The 15,691-nt window shown below is 33.5% G+C and carries 13 protein-coding genes; 6 read left to right on the forward strand and 7 right to left on the reverse strand.

Annotated features, from left to right (window positions below):
• Positions 1 to 536: 536 nt before the first annotated feature.
• Positions 537 to 2,156 (forward strand): alkaline phosphatase PafA, encoded by a 1,620-nt coding sequence (gene pafA, locus L1276_RS13285; RefSeq protein ID WP_253788544.1) that lies wholly within the window; start codon positions 537 to 539, stop codon positions 2,154 to 2,156.
• 121 nt (positions 2,157 to 2,277) lie between these two features.
• Here pafA and ald read toward each other — a convergent pair whose 3' ends face one another.
• The gene (gene ald, locus L1276_RS13290; protein ID WP_253788546.1) at positions 2,278 to 3,396 is read right to left on the reverse strand and encodes an alanine dehydrogenase; all 1,119 of its coding nucleotides are present in this window, start codon (positions 3,394 to 3,396) and stop codon (positions 2,278 to 2,280) included.
• A gap of 200 nt (positions 3,397 to 3,596) precedes the next feature.
• On the opposite strand from ald, the gene L1276_RS13295 reads away from it, so the two are divergent.
• On the forward strand, positions 3,597 to 4,055 hold the full coding sequence (locus L1276_RS13295; RefSeq protein WP_053474073.1) for an Lrp/AsnC family transcriptional regulator: 459 nt from the start codon (positions 3,597 to 3,599) through the stop codon (positions 4,053 to 4,055).
• A gap of 61 nt (positions 4,056 to 4,116) precedes the next feature.
• Here the strand turns inward: L1276_RS13295 and L1276_RS13300 are convergent, their stop codons facing one another.
• Both L1276_RS13300 and L1276_RS13305 read right to left on the reverse strand, forming a co-directional pair.
• Positions 4,117 to 5,565 (reverse strand): glyceraldehyde-3-phosphate dehydrogenase, encoded by a 1,449-nt coding sequence (locus L1276_RS13300; RefSeq protein ID WP_253788548.1) that lies wholly within the window; start codon positions 5,563 to 5,565, stop codon positions 4,117 to 4,119.
• 209 nt (positions 5,566 to 5,774) lie between these two features.
• Complete coding sequence (locus L1276_RS13305; protein WP_253788550.1) at positions 5,775 to 7,175, reverse strand: Do family serine endopeptidase; 1,401 nt, start codon at positions 7,173 to 7,175, stop codon at positions 5,775 to 5,777.
• Positions 7,176 to 7,351: 176 nt separating this feature from the next.
• On the opposite strand from L1276_RS13305, the gene dapF reads away from it, so the two are divergent.
• The 4 genes from dapF to L1276_RS13325 all read left to right on the forward strand — a co-directional run bounded on the left by dapF (position 7,352) and on the right by L1276_RS13325 (position 11,008).
• A complete protein-coding gene (gene dapF / locus L1276_RS13310) occupies positions 7,352 to 8,134 on the forward strand; it encodes a diaminopimelate epimerase (protein WP_253788552.1) in 783 nt (260 codons plus the stop codon).
• Between the two features lie 70 nt (positions 8,135 to 8,204).
• Positions 8,205 to 8,738, forward strand: coding sequence for a GNAT family N-acetyltransferase (locus L1276_RS13315; protein ID WP_253788554.1), 534 nt, complete (start codon positions 8,205 to 8,207; stop codon positions 8,736 to 8,738).
• A 10-nt stretch (positions 8,739 to 8,748) separates the two neighbouring features.
• Positions 8,749 to 9,789: an endolytic transglycosylase MltG gene (gene mltG, locus L1276_RS13320; RefSeq protein WP_253788556.1), complete on the forward strand. Its 1,041-nt coding sequence runs from the start codon at positions 8,749 to 8,751 to the stop codon at positions 9,787 to 9,789.
• Between the two features lie 574 nt (positions 9,790 to 10,363).
• The gene (locus tag L1276_RS13325; RefSeq protein WP_253788558.1) at positions 10,364 to 11,008 is read left to right on the forward strand and encodes a peptidoglycan-binding protein LysM; all 645 of its coding nucleotides are present in this window, start codon (positions 10,364 to 10,366) and stop codon (positions 11,006 to 11,008) included.
• A gap of 50 nt (positions 11,009 to 11,058) precedes the next feature.
• Here L1276_RS13325 and scpA read toward each other — a convergent pair whose 3' ends face one another.
• Genes scpA through L1276_RS13345 form a run of 4 tightly spaced genes read right to left on the reverse strand, consistent with a single transcriptional unit; the run spans position 11,059 to position 15,679 of the window.
• Positions 11,059 to 13,182, reverse strand: a complete 2,124-nt coding sequence (gene scpA / locus L1276_RS13330; RefSeq protein ID WP_253788560.1) for a methylmalonyl-CoA mutase — start codon at positions 13,180 to 13,182, stop codon at positions 11,059 to 11,061.
• A gap of 2 nt (positions 13,183 to 13,184) precedes the next feature.
• Positions 13,185 to 13,964 carry an energy transducer TonB gene (locus L1276_RS13335; RefSeq protein WP_253788563.1) on the reverse strand — a complete coding sequence of 260 codons (780 nt, stop codon included), beginning with the start codon at positions 13,962 to 13,964 and terminating at the stop codon, positions 13,185 to 13,187.
• Between the two features lies 1 nt (position 13,965).
• Positions 13,966 to 15,330: a methylmalonyl-CoA mutase subunit beta gene (locus L1276_RS13340; RefSeq protein ID WP_253788565.1), complete on the reverse strand. Its 1,365-nt coding sequence runs from the start codon at positions 15,328 to 15,330 to the stop codon at positions 13,966 to 13,968.
• Positions 15,331 to 15,346: 16 nt separating this feature from the next.
• Entirely contained in the window at positions 15,347 to 15,679 is a 333-nt protein-coding gene (locus L1276_RS13345) for a septum formation initiator family protein (protein WP_253788567.1), read from the reverse strand.
• Positions 15,680 to 15,691 lie beyond the last annotated feature (12 nt).

Here is a 15,691-nt window from a genome sequence, read left to right on the forward strand (position 1 = left end):
CCGCCTGCGCAGATGGTACTGCAGTATTGTGGGAGAGTATGTCGTCGCCTTTCTTTTGAAGAATCCTCATCATGTATTTGATGGGGATTTTTTTGATTTTAATCATTTTTGGATTTAGATTCTTTCATTATACTGCGTCACTGTAAACAAAACAACAGGATAGGTTTTAATTTTTGAATTTACTGACCTGTTGTTGTCAAAAAAAATCTCATCAAATTGTATTCGTCTTTGATTTATAAGACAATGTTTTTAAATCAGTTTGAAATTTTTAAAATTTGAAATTCTTCAGCTGTTTATAACCTGAATGGGTTAGGTATGGGAGCGGTATCCTTTGTTTTTCTTTAAACAAGATATAGTGGACAACCCGAACCGTAGAGAAACATCATAATAATTTTTCTGTATTAAATATTTTCAAATCTTAGGAAATACACCGTTCAATTTTTGTTAAATTATAGTCAATTGTCTGTCTTCTGTATGGATACTTTAGAATTTTAGAATTTGAATGAGTATTTTTGTCTTTTAATTATTTATTACACATGAAGAAAATTATTTTACTGTTGGCACTTTTTGTTATCACAAATTTAAGTGCGCAACAACGTCCCAAATTAGTTGTAGGTATAGTGGTGGATCAAATGAAAATGGAGTATTTATATCGATTTTCTGATGATTTTTCTCCAAATGGTTTTAAGAAATTAATGAATAATGGATTTGTTTTCCAAAATATGCATTACAATTATATGCCAACTTATACTGCACCGGGTCATGCTTCAATATACACGGGCACAACACCTGCAACACACGGAATTGTTGGAAACGAATGGTTCAGCAGAACTCTAGGCAAAGAAATGTATTGTACAGATGATGCTGGAGTAAAAACGGTTGGTGATGGTACTGTAGAAGAAGGTGCAATGTCTCCTAAAAATCTTCAAAGCACTACAATTACGGATGAAGTTCGTATGGCTACTAATTTTAATGGAAAAGTTATTGGAATGAGCCTTAAAGATCGTGGAGCCATTCTACCGGCTGGTCATTTTGCAAATTGGGCTTTTTGGTACAGTAAAACGGGATCGTTTATTTCTAGTACTTTTTACGGTGAAAAATTACCAGAATGGGTATCTGAATTCAATAACGAAAAAAATTACTTAAAATATATTAATAAAGGCTGGGACTTATCTAAACCTGCTTTTGTTTATAATGAAAGTCTTCCCGATAATAATCCTTATGAAGGTAAATTATATGGAAGTGCTGCTCCGGTTTTTCCATATGATTTAAAATCTATGTATGAGAAAAATGACGCTGGAATTATTCGTGCAACTCCTTACGGAAATGATCTTTTAGCTGAATTTGCAAAAAGAGCTATTGAAAAAGAAGAACTTGGAAAAGATAACATTACCGATTTTTTAACCGTTAGTTTTTCTTCTACAGATTATGTTGGGCATTTACTTGGACCAAGATCAATGGAACTTCAGGATACTTATTTAAGATTAGATGAAACTATAGCTGACTTTTTAGTTTACTTAGATAAAACGGTTGGGAAAGGAAATTATTTGTTGTTTTTGACTGCGGATCATGCTGGGGCTGAAAATGTAATTTATTTAAAAGACCGAAAATACAATGTAGATAATTACCCTTCAAAAGAGGTCAAAAAAAGTTTACAAGATTTCTCTACAAAAACTTTTGGAGCTGATTTAATTTTAAATTATTCAAATTTTAATGTTTTTTTCAATAGAGAAATTATAAAAGATAAAGGTTTGGAACTAGCTAAAGTTAAACAAGCTTTTAAAGAGTTTTTAATTTCTCAGCCACAAGTTAAAAGAGTTTATACTGAAGAAGAAATTCTGGCTAATGGAGGAAATGATTATTCTTTAAATTTTGTTGCTAAAGGTTACGATGTTATCCAAAATGGTGATTTAGTAATTATTGACAAACCAGGAGATATTGAATATACGGCTACAGGAACATCTCATGGAACTATTTATAGTTATGATACTCATGTTCCGGCGATTTTTTACGGCTGGCATATTAAAAAAGGAGAATCTTACGATAAAAAAGCAATTACGGAAATAGCTCCAACAATTGCTCAGAAAATTAAAGTTACTTTCCCAAATGGAACCGAAGCAAAAGTACTGCAAGAAGTTTTAGATGAAAAGAAATAATATTTCTATATAAAAATTAAATCTGTCCTTAAAGACAGTTTTTTAAGTACAAAAAAAAAGGCTTTTCAGAAATGAAAAGCCTTTTACTATATTGCTTAGTAAGCACTTGTTTAATATTGGCCTATGCGTTTGCCAATACTAACTCTTCATTAAAAGGAAGATTCCATGCTTCAGCAACTCCTTTGTAAAGGATTTTTCCGTTAGCAACATTTAAACCTTTTTTCAATTCTTCATTTTCTGCACAAGCTTTTTCCCATCCTTTGTTTGCTAATTGTACAGCATAAGGCAAGGTAGCATTAGTTAAAGCTAAAGTAGAAGTATAAGGAACAGCGCCTGGCATATTCGCTACACAATAGTGAACAATATCGTCAATAATAAAAGTTGGGTTTTCGTGAGTTGTTGGAGTACACGTTTCAATACATCCGCCTTGGTCTACTGCAACATCAACTACAACTGTTCCCGGACGCATTAATTTTAACATATCACGAGTAATTAAATGAGGTGCTTTTGCTCCTGGAATTAAAACTGCTCCTACAATTAGGTCTGCATCTTTAATTGCTCTAGTTATGTTATAGTGATTAGACATTTCTGTGTTTACATTTGCAGGCATAATGTCATCTAATTGACGTAAACGTGGCAAACTTAAATCCATAATAGTTACCTGAGCTCCTAAGCCTGCAGCCATTTTTGCCGCCTGAGTTCCTACGATTCCTCCACCTAAAACTAAAACTTTTGCTGGTGGAACACCTGGAACACCGCCTAAAAGTATTCCTCTTCCTTTTAATGGTTTTTCAAGATATTTTGCTCCTTGTTGAATAGCCATACGACCTGCAACTTCAGACATTGGAACTAATAATGGTAAACTGCGGTCTGTTTTTTCTACAGTTTCATAAGCTAAACAAACTGCACCTTTTTCAAGCATTGCATGAGTTAATTCTTCTGAAGATGCAAAGTGAAAGTAAGTAAATAACAATTGATCTTTTTTGATTAATGGATATTCAGATGCAATTGGTTCTTTTACTTTGATGATCATTTCTGCAATTGCATAAACTTCTTCAATAGTTGGTAAAATTACTGCACCAGCTTGCGCATATTCATCATCAGCAAAACCACTTCCTAAACCCGCAGCAGTCTGAACATAAACTGTATGTCCATGCTTTTTCATTTCTGAAACACCAGCAGGAGTTAAAGCAACTCTATTCTCATTGTTTTTTATTTCTTTTGGAACTCCTATTATCATTTTGTTATATTTTGTTGTTTTTGTTGAATTTATTTTACAAAGCTACAGAGAGAGAATAAATTATGGTTTCGACAATAATAAATAAGAAAATATTATTTTATTTTTTACTTTTACAGAAAATTATTCTGTTTTGACTCGTTTTTTATTCTTTAAAAAGAAAAAAAAACTAAATAATCTTAATCTAATAAAACGTTTTCGTTATGGCTTTAGATGAAATTGACAAAAAAATCTTACGTCTTTTACAGGAAGATGCGCACTACACTTTAAAAGACATTGCAAACAAAATAAATTTGTCTTTGACTCCAGTTCATGATCGGGTAAAACGACTTGAAAAAGATGGAATTATAGAGAAATATGTAACGATTTTAGACAAGAAAAAGCTTGGAAATAACTTAACCGTTTATTGTCAAGTTACGCTAACCAAACAAACTTATGATACTTCTGAAGGATTTAACCAGTCTATTTTAAATTTGCCTGAGGTTGTAGAGTGTAATTATGTATCAGGAAATTTCGATTATATGCTTAAAATTATAATTCCTGATATGGAAAGCTATCATCATTTTCATCAAAAGAAATTGTCTGTGTTGCCCGAAGTTTCTCTTATAAATACTGTCTTTGTTATTTCAGAAGTAAAAAGTACTACTGTTCTGCCCATTTAGTAAAAGCAAAAACCACCAAGAAAACTTGATGGTTTTAAGAAATGGTTAGTTTGGTTGTGAATTAATAATAAGTATAACGTCTTACTTTGGCAATATATTTTGCTAGACGAATAACTTGATGACTATAGCCATATTCGTTGTCATACCAAATGTAAAGCACAATATTTTTTCCGTCTTTTGAAACAATCGTAGCATTGCTGTCGTATATTGAGGGAGCTGAAGTTCCAACAATATCAGATGAAACCAATTCATTATTCAATGAATATTTTATCTGTTCTACCAACTCTCCTTCCAGAGCATATTTTTTCATGATTTTATTGACGGCGGCAATTGATGTTGCTTTTTTAACTTCTAAATTTAAAACGACCAAAGAACCATTAGGAACAGGAACTCTGATAGCATTTGAAGTTAATTTTCCTTCTAAAGATGGTAAAGCTTTCGCAACAGCACTTCCAGCACCGGTTTCGGTAATAACCATATTTAAAGCAGCAGCTCTGCCCCGGCGGTATTTTCTATGCATATTATCAACCAAATTTTGGTCGTTTGTATAAGCATGAATAGTTTCCAAATGCCCTTTTACAACGCCCAAAGTTTCTTCGATCACTTTTAAAACAGGTGTAATAGCATTTGTAGTGCAAGAAGCGGCAGAAAAAATGTCATTTTCGTCAGGATTATAATCATTATGGTTAACTCCGTGTACAATATTCGGAACACCTTTTCCAGGAGCAGTCAATAAAACTTTATTAACCCCATTTGATGTTAAATGTCTTTTTAAAGCTTCTTCGGTTGTAAAAGCTCCCGTATTATCAATTACTAAAGCGTCATTAATTTCATATTCAGTATAATCAATTTCTTCCGGAGAATTTGCTGAAATAATATGAACTGTAGTTCCATTAATTATTAATGCATTGTTTTTAGCATCAGCAATTACAGAACCTTGAAAATCTCCGTGAATAGAATCATAACGTAATAAAGAAGCACGTTTCTCTAAAGTTGCAGCGTCATTTTTATCTCGGGTTACAATCGCCCTCAAACGCAATTGAGTTCCTTTTCCGGTTTTAGACATTAATTCCCTTGCTAGTAAACGTCCAATTCTTCCAAAACCATACAATACAACATCTTTGGGCTGAATTTCTTTTGAAGATTTCGCCTTTTTTAATTTTTCGATAACAAAATATCTTGCGTCCGGATATTTCTCATCTTCTAAACGGTATTCATAAGTTAATTTACCCAGATCTATTTTTGAAGGCGGAAGATCTAATGATAAAACAACTTTTGCAATTTCTACCGAATCGAAAATGGTAATGGGTTTACCTACAAATTCTCCGGCATATTGATGAAGATTGATAATGTCGCTGACATTTTTATCCAGTAATTGATTTTTAAATAAAACCATTTCAATGGATTTGTCATACCATAAATCACTTATCACTTTAATTAATTCGACACCAGCTCTTCTTCGGTCGACCTGTAATGATACCTCTTTTTGGTATAAATTTTTTTTGCTCATAATTGATAAATTGAAATAATAAAACACTCACTTATTTTATAATTTGGCGCAAAAGTATCTATTTCAATCGATTTCGTAAACTATTTTGGCATTTATTTTTGTAAAAGAAAAAGCCATCTTTAAATTTATTAAAGATGACTTTTTTGAGTTTTCAGTCTCAGTCACAGCTTACAGTTTCGAAGAACTCAATACTGTGACTTAAACGGAGACTAAATAATAATTCTAAATATCTCTCCGTTTTTATTGATCATTTCGATACGAACGCTTTGTCCTTCATCTTTTTTATTCAAAAGTTTAGAAACTGTTTCAACGTTTGTAGCTTTTACGTTATCAATACTCAAAATGATATTTCCTTGTAATTCATTTTGATACTGCATTAAGTTTTCATTTGTGATGTTTTTAATTTTTACACCATAATCAATTCTGAATTTCTTTTTATCAGCAGCATCAATGTTTTCTAATTCAATTCCTTTAAATTCAGTACTGAAGAATTCATTTTTACTTAAAGTAACCGGAACTGTTTTCGTTTTTCCATCTTTGATATAGGTTACTTTTATAACATCATTTGGACGTTTTGTATTAATGTAGCCTGAAAGATCGGCAAAAGTCGAAATATTTTGTTCATCTAGTTTTACAATAATATCACCCTTTGTTAGACCTGCTTTTTCGGCACCAGAATTTTTAGAAACTTTGCTAATATAGAAACCTTGCGTTTCTGTAATTCCCAATTCTTTCGAAGCAGAACTATTTAATTCACCACCTTCAACGCCCAGAATTCCTCTTTGTACGTTTCCATATTCCATAATATCCTCAATAATTTTTCTAGCGATATTCGACGGAACAGCAAAAGAATATCCAACATATGATCCTGTCATAGACGAAATCATAGTGTTAATTCCAATTAATTCCCCTCTTGTATTTACTAATGCACCACCAGAATTCCCTGGATTTACAGCAGCATCAGTTTGAATAAATGACTGTATACCGCTTTGATCTAAATTTCTGGCTTTCGCCGAAACAATTCCGGCAGTAACAGTTGAAGTCAAGTTATACGGATTTCCAACTGCTAACACCCACTCGCCGACTTTTACGCCATCTGAATTTGCAAAAGCTGTATAAGGTAATTTTTCATCAGCATTAATTTTTAATAAGGCGATGTCCATTTTTGAATCTGTTCCTATCAGTTTTGCTTTGTATGATTTTTTATTATTTAAGGTTATTTCAATTTCAGATGCATCTTTAATCACGTGATTGTTTGTTACGATATATCCGTCTTCAGAAATAATAACACCAGATCCCGTTCCTACCTGTTCTTGTTGCTGTTGTCCGCCATATCCGTAGAAAAATTCCATCATAGGGTTACTAACCGTTCTTCTGGAAACATTTTTTACGTGAACAACCGTGTGAATTGTTTTGTCTGCTGCTTCAGTAAAATCAACAGCTTCTCCAGGTAATCCAACCGTTCTTCCATAAGAATTAGAAGCAAGTGTTACGGCAGAATTCCCTTTTCCAAAAAAAGAAGCATTGCCGTCAAATAATAACTTGTAAGCACCAAGCGTAGTAGCACCGCTTAGTAGTGAAACTAAAAATAAGGTTGAAAATTTTTTCATGTTACAGTTTATGTTTTTTAAGTTATTTTAGGTATTTGTTTTTAACATTTATAACGTAAAATTATACCAAAAAATTATTTGGTAAAATGGTTTAACTCTCTTTAACACTGATTAACATTTCATTAATTAATCTTCGTAGTTTCTTCGTACTTTTGTACTTCTTAATGACAAAAAAAATGCAAGTAGAATTTTATAAATATCAAGGTACAGGTAACGATTTTGTGATGATCGATAACAGATTTAATTTCTTCCCAAAAGAAGATGTAAAATTAATTGAACGCTTGTGCGACAGACGTTTCGGAATAGGAGCTGATGGTTTAATTCTCTTAGAAAATGATTCTGAAACAGACTTTAGAATGGTTTACTATAATTCAGACGGAAATCAAAGTTCGATGTGCGGAAACGGCGGTCGTTGTCTGGTAGCTTTTGCAAATCAATTAGGAGTTATTGATGACAAAACGACTTTTGTTGCTACAGATGGATTGCATCACGCATCAGTGGGAAATGACGCCATTGTTTCCCTGCAAATGATTGATGTTGATGAAGTACAAAAAAACAATTCATATACTTTTTTAAATACCGGATCGCCGCATCACGTACAAATTGTTGATGATTTAGAACATTATAATGTAAAAGAAAACGGAGCGGCCATTCGTTACGGTGAATTATATGGTGAGAAAGGAAGCAACATTAATTTTGTAAAAAAAGTTGATGATGATACTTTCTCTCTTCGTACTTACGAAAGAGGTGTTGAAGATGAAACTCTAGCTTGCGGAACCGGAGCAACTGCCGTAGCAATCGCAATGAACGCAATTGGAGAAACAGATAAAACTTCAATTAACTTAAATGTTGAAGGGGGAAAATTAGTAGTTTCTTTTGATAAATTAGGAGATCATTTTACAAATGTGTTCTTAACTGGACCTGCAAAATTTGTTTTCAAAGGAACAATAGAGATATAATTAATGATGTAAATCTGAGCGAAGTCAAAGACAAGTCCGAAAATCAACAATCTAAAATATAAAATTGCAAATGATCACACTCAAAGGCAATACTATTTATCTGCGTGCACTTGAACCTAATGATTTAGAGTTTGTATATGCGATGGAAAATGACCAGAGTATTTGGGAAGTTAGTAACACCAATACTCCTTATAGTCGTTTTTTAGTTCGCCAATATCTTGAAAATGCACAGCAGGATATTTATGAAGCCAAGCAATTACGTCTGGCAATTTGTCAGGATGAAGATTTTCCTGCAATTGGCTTGATTGATTTATTTGATTTCGACCCAAAAAACAGCAGGGCAGGAGTTGGCATCGTTATTCAGAAAGATGAAAACAGAAGACAGAATATTGGTTCTGAGGCATTAGAGCTTCTAATTGATTATTCTTTTTTTAATTTAAATCTGCATCAGCTTTATGCAAATATTAGTACAAAAAATGAAGCAAGTATAGCTCTTTTTACTAAATTTGGTTTCGAGAAAATAGGAATTAAAAAAGACTGGGTTTTGCTGAATAACCAATATCACGATGAAGCAATTTTTCAGTTAATCAATAAAAACATTTAAACTTATAGCTTTGAAATTAAAAAAAATCATTACCATAACTGCTGTAGCCGTAATTTCTGTCCTGCTGATTTACGGTTTTATTTTGATCAGCCAAATTTTTAGCGCCAACACCAAATTTGAAGAAAAAGAAGTTTACGTTCACGTTCCAACCGGAGCGAATTACAGCGATGTAAAAGAAATATTAGCCCCATATATCAAGAATTTTGACAATTTTGAATTGGTTGCCAGCAAAAGAAATTATCCTGAAAATGTAAAATCAGGACGTTTCCTTCTTAAAAAAGATATGAATAATATTGATTTAGTTCGTGCCATGCGTTCTAATGTTCCGGTTAAATTAGCTTTTAACAACCAGGAACGTTTAGAAAATTTTGCAGGAAGAGTAGGTTCAGAAATTGAAGCCGACAGTTTGTCTTTATTAAAAGCTTTTAGAGATCCGGCATTTTTATCAGAAAATGGATTTAATGAAGAAAACGTTTTTGCTATGTTTATCCCAAATACTTATGAAGTATACTGGAACACATCAGCAGAAAAATTCCGTGATAAAATGATCAAGGAATATCATAAGTTTTGGACTCCTGAAAGAATCGAACAAGCAAAAAAACAAGGTTTAACTCCGGTGCAGGTTTCTATTTTAGCATCAATTGTTCACAAAGAGTCAGTTAAAAAAGACGAAAGACCTCGTATTGCAGGAGTTTATTTAAACCGTCTTCGTTTAGAAATGCCTTTACAAGCCGACCCAACTGTAATTTATGCTTTAAAATTGAGAGACAATGATTTTGATCAGGTTATAAAAAGAGTTTTCTATAATGATCTGGTTATGAAATCTCCATATAATACTTATATAAATATAGGTCTTCCTCCCGGACCAATTGCGATGGCTGATATTACAGCACTTGAAGCAGTTTTAAATCCGGAAAAAAACGATTATATTTATTTTTGTGCAAGCGTAGAGCGTTTTGGTTATCATGAATTTGCTTCAAATTATGCCGATCATACAAAAAACGCAAAAAAATACTCGGACTGGATTGCCAGCCAGGGTGTGACAAGATAAAAAATAGATTTCTTCTACTTTAAATAAAATATGACCGAAGCTGCAAAGCTTCGGTTTTTTTATGCAATTGTAAAAATTAAGAGGACAATTTTTCGCTTTTAAATTTTATTATCCCTGAAAAATTTATTCATCCTCGCTTTATCTTACTGTTATTTTTAGGTAAAATGAAGTTGAAAACAATTCAAAAATGATTTTTAGAGAAGGTTTTTTAATCAATAATGTGAAATTTGATCTTAAAAATAGGTTTTTACCTGTTAATAAAAATAGAATTCCTGTAAGTTAAAATATAGTTTCAATAAAAAATAATTAAATATCGTAGGTTTTATCTTTCTATTTTAACAAATTTGATAAATATTTGATAAAAATGCCCATTTTTGAAAATTTAATATTGGCATTTTTAATCTTAATTTCAATTTTGGATAAAGCTTCGAAAAGTGCATTATTAGCGGGTTAAGCAAGATTTTAGAATTTTTAAAAACATGTAAATAGCTGATTAACAGTATTGTTTTGTATTCCGTATCTTTGCATCGTAGAAATTTCAAAAGGGTGACAGCGTTTTGAAGAAAAACAATTTATGATAAAGAAGTGGTATTTTTATGCGAGTTTAATCGTTATTATTACATTTTTGAGTTTGGGTTTTAAACCCTTTAGTGTCGAAACCAAACCGTGGTTTCTAACAGAAAAAACAGATGGATCAGAATACATTTTTCCATCTTTAGAAAAGGATGATTATCCTAAAGTAAATCTAAACATCCCATACACCGGAAATCATTTAATCGGTTTTAAAGAAGCAGTAGCTTTTAAAGAGTCTCAAGGGAAATACCGATTGGTAAATTCACTGGGCTATATGGGAAAATATCAATTTGGTTCAAAAGCCTTGCGCGCCATCGGTGTCAAAAATGAAGAAGCCTTTTTAAAAGATCCTGCCTTACAGGAAAAAGCTTTTGTTGCACTATTATCCAAAAACAAATGGATTTTACGCAGGGAAATCAAAAAGTATGAAGGAAAAGTTATTAACGGCATCCAAATTACAGAATCTGGTATTTTAGCGGCAGCACATTTAGGAGGAGCCGGATCAGTAAAAAACTTTTTTAAACATAATGGGAACAGGCATTTTAAAGATGCTTTTGGTACTTCATTAAAAAGTTATATGCGTGATTTCGGAGGTTATGATCTCTCTTTTATTGAAGCGGATAATAATGCTGTAATAACCAATTAAACAAGTAAAAAAAAAATCCCGAATTAATTCGGGATTTTTTTTGAATTCTTCTAGTCAATTAATATTTCTAAAATTTTAATAGCTGCTTCGCTTATTTTAGTTCCGGGCCCAAATATAGCAGCAGCACCTGCATCAAATAAAAATTGATAGTCCTGCGCAGGAATTACGCCGCCCACAATCACCATTATATCTTCACGATCATGTTTTTTAAGTTCTTCAATTACTTGCGGAACTAATGTTTTATGACCGGCAGCAAGAGATGAAACACCTAAAATGTGAACATCGTTTTCTACCGCTTGTTTTGCCGCTTCGGCCGGAGTTTGAAATAGCGGTCCTATATCTACATCAAAACCAACATCTGCATAACCGGTTGCTACCACTTTTGCGCCGCGATCATGGCCATCTTGCCCCATTTTGGCAATCATAATTCTTGGACGTCTTCCTTCTTGTTTTGCAAAAGCATCAGCTAATTGTTTTGCTTTTTCAAAATTTTCGTCATTTTTTATTGCTGCACTATACACACCGCTAAAGGATTTTATTTGTGCTTTAAATCTTCCGAAAACACTTTCTAAAGCATCGCTTATTTCACCTAAAGTAGCTCTGTTTCTGGCTGCTTCAATGGCGATTTCTAATAAGTTTCCTTCTCCGGTTTTAGCACAATGAATTAATTTATCCAGTGATCGATTTACTTTATCAGTATCTCTTTTTGCTTTAATATCTTCAAGCCGCTCTATTTGCTGCTTACGAACCATTTGGTTGTCAACATCCAAAATATGCAGCGGATCTTCTTTTTCTAACCTAAATTTATTGACACCCACAATTATATCCTGTCCGCTGTCAATTCTAGCTTGCTTTCTTGCTGCGGCTTCTTCAATTCGAAGTTTCGGAATTCCGGCTTCAATTGCTTTTGTCATACCGCCCAATTCTTCCACTTCTTCAATTAACTTCCAGGTTTTATCTAAAATCTCATTTGTTAACGATTCTATATAATAACTGCCTCCCCAAGGGTCAACGGTTTTAGTGATTTTAGTTTCTTCCTGTAAATAAATCTGCGTATTACGTGCAATTCTGGCCGAAAAGTCTGTTGGTAAAGCAATGGCTTCATCAAGAGCATTAGTGTGCAAAGACTGCGTTCCGCCAAAGGCCGCTGCAGTAGCTTCAATACAAGTTCTGGCTACATTGTTAAACGGATCTTGTTCTGTTAAACTCCAGCCGCTGGTTTGACAGTGTGTTCTTAATGCTAATGATTTATCGCTTTTTGGGCTAAATTGCTGAATCAGCTTTGCCCAAATCATTCGGCCTGCTCTCATTTTTGCAATTTCCATAAAATGATTCATTCCAATTGCCCAAAAGAAAGAAAGGCGCGGAGCAAATTCATCAATCGTCATTCCCGTAGATAATCCGGTTCGGATATATTCTAATCCATCTGCTAAAGTATAAGCTAATTCAATATCAGCCGTTGCTCCGGCTTCCTGCATATGATATCCTGAAATAGAGATAGAATTGAATTTTGGCATTTTTTTGCTTGTAAATTCAAATATATCAGCAATGATTTTCATCGAAGGCGCCGGTGGATATATATATGTATTACGTACCATGAATTCTTTCAAAATGTCATTTTGAATCGTTCCTGAAAGTTTGTTCAATTCAACACCCTGTTCTTCGGCAGCGACAATATAAAATGCCATAATGGGTAAAACTGCCCCATTCATAGTCATGGAAACCGACATTTCATCAAGTGGAATCTGATCAAACAATACTTTCATATCTTCTACAGAATCGATGGCAACTCCGGCTTTTCCAACATCGCCAACCACTCTTTCATGATCTGAATCGTAACCGCGATGCGTAGGCAAATCAAAAGCTATGGAAAGTCCTTTTTGACCTGCAGCAAGATTTCTTCTATAAAAAGCATTACTTTCTTCTGCAGTCGAAAATCCGGCGTACTGGCGAATCGTCCACGGACGACGAACGTACATCGTAGCGTAAGGCCCGCGCAAATTGGGCGTAAAGCCAGCTCCGAAATCCAGAAACTCTAAGTCTTCTATATCCTTTTCAGAATATGATTGCTTTATAGCAATTCCTTCAGCAGTGAGGAAGCTATTAGTTTCTTGCTTATTTTCTCTTTTTTCTGGCTTATCTATCTTAATATGCTGAATGTTTTTTCTCGACATAATTATTTTTTTACAGGCTCAGTTTTAATTTCAGATATTGGAAATGGCATTGAATACAGTACCCGTACTATTTTTCCATTTTGTTTTCCTGGAATCCATTTAGGTGAAAGCTTAAGCACACGAATACATTCCTTTCCTGTTCCGTACCCAATGTCACGAAGAATCTTTATTTCCGATAAGGTGCCATCTTTCTCTACGACGAAAGTTGCGTAAATCTTTCCTTTTAAACCTTCTTCATCAGGTATTTGGAAGTTGTTGTTGAAAAACTGATAGAATTTTTCCAATCCTCCCGGGAAGTTAGGTTTTACTTCTATACCAGCCGTATTGTAAATCAAATTGTCATCGTCAGGAATTATTGTAGTCGTAGGACTTGGTTCATCTACAGTAAGCGCACTTATACCACCGTCTTCATCAGCCCAAGGATTGTACATGCCTCTCTTCAGACGACACGGAACAGCTTTTCCTGCCAAGGTTGCCGGAGACCATTTCGGGCTTAATGCCATAACGCGTAATGCCTCTTTTTCGTTTACAGTTGGTTTTGGATTTATTATCTTAATATCGGTAATTGCACCATTTTTTTGTACTGTAAACTCCACTTGGATGTGTTGGGCTCCTTTTCTTTCTGGTGTCCATTGCATGTTTTTTTGAACAAAATCAACCCATTCGTTCCATCCGCCTGGGAAAACCGGATTGTCATTAACTTCTTCCTCAGTGTAAATTTTAGCTTGGGCAAGCATTACTTGTGAGCTCACAAGCAAAATAAGTATGGCAATTTTTTTCATATCATTCTTCGGTTTTTAAACGCTCCTGTTCAAGTTTCTCGGCCAAACGCTTTTCAATGATTGGTGTAATTAATGTTTTTCTAGGTTTGATTTTTACAAAAGGAAACAATTCTAAATCATGTTTCATTCTGTCTTCTTTGTTAGGATATTTATTAGTGCCTAATAAAACTTCTTTTTTAGAATCGAATAATTCCTGTTCTTTGTTGGCGCTTTCCTGAATTTTCTTTTTGATCGTTCCGTCGTTCAAAAGTTTCAGAAAACCTCCGTCAGCTTCAATATCTTTAAATAAGTTTAAACTCTTTTCTGCCAATTGCATCGTCAAACTTTCGATATAATAACTTCCATCGGCGGGATTATCTACTTTGTCAAAATAACTTTCATGTTTTAAAACCAAAAGCTGATTTCGGGCAATTCTATCTCCAAATTCATTGTCTTTGTGATATAACGAATCATAAGGTAAATTGGCAACAGCATCTGCACCGCCCAAAATTGCCGACATACATTCAGTTGTAGTTCTCAGCATATTAACGTTATAATCGTAAATGGTCTTATTTCGTTTGGTTGGCGTAACCAAAAAATGGCAATCTATATCAGGATTGTATTCTGCAGCAATTAATTTGAAAAGCATTCGTAAAGCACGAAGTTTTGCAATTTCAAAAAAGTAATTGGTTCCAACAGATATTTGAAAAACAAGTGGTTTTGATAAAGCAGGAAAACGGTTTAAATATTCATTGGCATGTGCTAAACTGTAGGCAATTTGCTGTGTAATATTCGCTCCGGAATTTTGATACAAACCCAAATCTACACTTAAAAGAGAAAAATTGGTCTGGTTTGAAATTTTGTCCAGTGTTTCAAAATTATTTTTGTCTGATGTTGTAAACCAGTTTCCGTCTCTTGCCAATTGCCCAATTGGGTCTAAATTACAGTAAAAAACCGCTTTTTTCTGGCTTGCAACAGTATCCAGTTTTTTTACGAAATCGATTGAGAGAAAACTTAAATGAAAGTAAATTGTTCTTCCTTCTAAAGGAAGATCTTCTAATAATTTTTGAACGTCGGTATTTTCGTTTTGAATCGTAAAACGCAAACTTTCTGCACCTCTTTCAATAGTATTTATGGCTCTATTAATAGATTTTTCAACATCATGTACAAATATGTTCTGACAGATTTTAAATTCTGAAGCCTGAGTTTGTACAGAAGCAGATTTGGTGAATTCGTCACTGTGATAAAAAGGTTTTACCTGAATATCTTCTGGAGAATTCCAAATTACGGTTTGGTTATAGTCGGCTCCATCCAATTCAAACTGAATTTTTTGTTTCCATTGTTTGGATGAAATCGGATTAAAATCTTCGAATAGGGTAGTGGCCATTGGGTGTTTTTTCTGGTTATTCTTTTTCCTGAATAGTGTCTCCTTCAAAATGAATGATGTAAATATCTTCGCTGTCTTTTTTCATAAAGTACTTTTCGCGAGCATATTTTTCTATTTGTTCAGGATTTTTAAGTTGTTTGATCTGCTCCTGATCTTTTTTTATTTCGTCCTGATAGTATTTTTTATTGTCTTTTAACTCATTGATCTGTCCGTCTAAAAAACGATGATCAAAATAGGAGTAATTGTCTAAAAATAACATCCATATCACAAAAAATAATAATACCCAGACGTATTTATTGCCCAGGAGTTTAAACCATTTTTTGTCTTTATACGGATTTTTAAATTTCATATAACTGAGTTA

Source organism: Flavobacterium sp. HSC-32F16, from assembly GCF_024171645.1.
GTDB lineage: Bacteria > Bacteroidota > Bacteroidia > Flavobacteriales > Flavobacteriaceae > Flavobacterium.

Bases quoted from the DNA above. Each gene is read 5' to 3' on its own strand.
- pafA (WP_253788544.1), top strand. From the start codon at position 537: ATGAAGAAAATTATTTTACTGTTGGCACTTTTTGTTATCACAAATTTA.
- ald (WP_253788546.1), bottom strand. From the start codon at position 3,396: ATGATAATAGGAGTTCCAAAAGAAATAAAAAACAATGAGAATAGAGTT.
- L1276_RS13295 (WP_053474073.1), top strand. From the start codon at position 3,597: ATGGCTTTAGATGAAATTGACAAAAAAATCTTACGTCTTTTACAGGAA.
- L1276_RS13300 (WP_253788548.1), bottom strand. From the start codon at position 5,565: ATGAGCAAAAAAAATTTATACCAAAAAGAGGTATCATTACAGGTCGAC.
- L1276_RS13305 (WP_253788550.1), bottom strand. From the start codon at position 7,175: ATGAAAAAATTTTCAACCTTATTTTTAGTTTCACTACTAAGCGGTGCT.
- dapF (WP_253788552.1), top strand. From the start codon at position 7,352: ATGCAAGTAGAATTTTATAAATATCAAGGTACAGGTAACGATTTTGTG.
- L1276_RS13315 (WP_253788554.1), top strand. From the start codon at position 8,205: ATGATCACACTCAAAGGCAATACTATTTATCTGCGTGCACTTGAACCT.
- L1276_RS13325 (WP_253788558.1), top strand. From the start codon at position 10,364: ATGATAAAGAAGTGGTATTTTTATGCGAGTTTAATCGTTATTATTACA.
- scpA (WP_253788560.1), bottom strand. From the start codon at position 13,182: ATGTCGAGAAAAAACATTCAGCATATTAAGATAGATAAGCCAGAAAAA.
- L1276_RS13335 (WP_253788563.1), bottom strand. From the start codon at position 13,964: ATGAAAAAAATTGCCATACTTATTTTGCTTGTGAGCTCACAAGTAATG.
- L1276_RS13340 (WP_253788565.1), bottom strand. From the start codon at position 15,330: ATGGCCACTACCCTATTCGAAGATTTTAATCCGATTTCATCCAAACAA.
- L1276_RS13345 (WP_253788567.1), bottom strand. From the start codon at position 15,679: ATGAAATTTAAAAATCCGTATAAAGACAAAAAATGGTTTAAACTCCTG.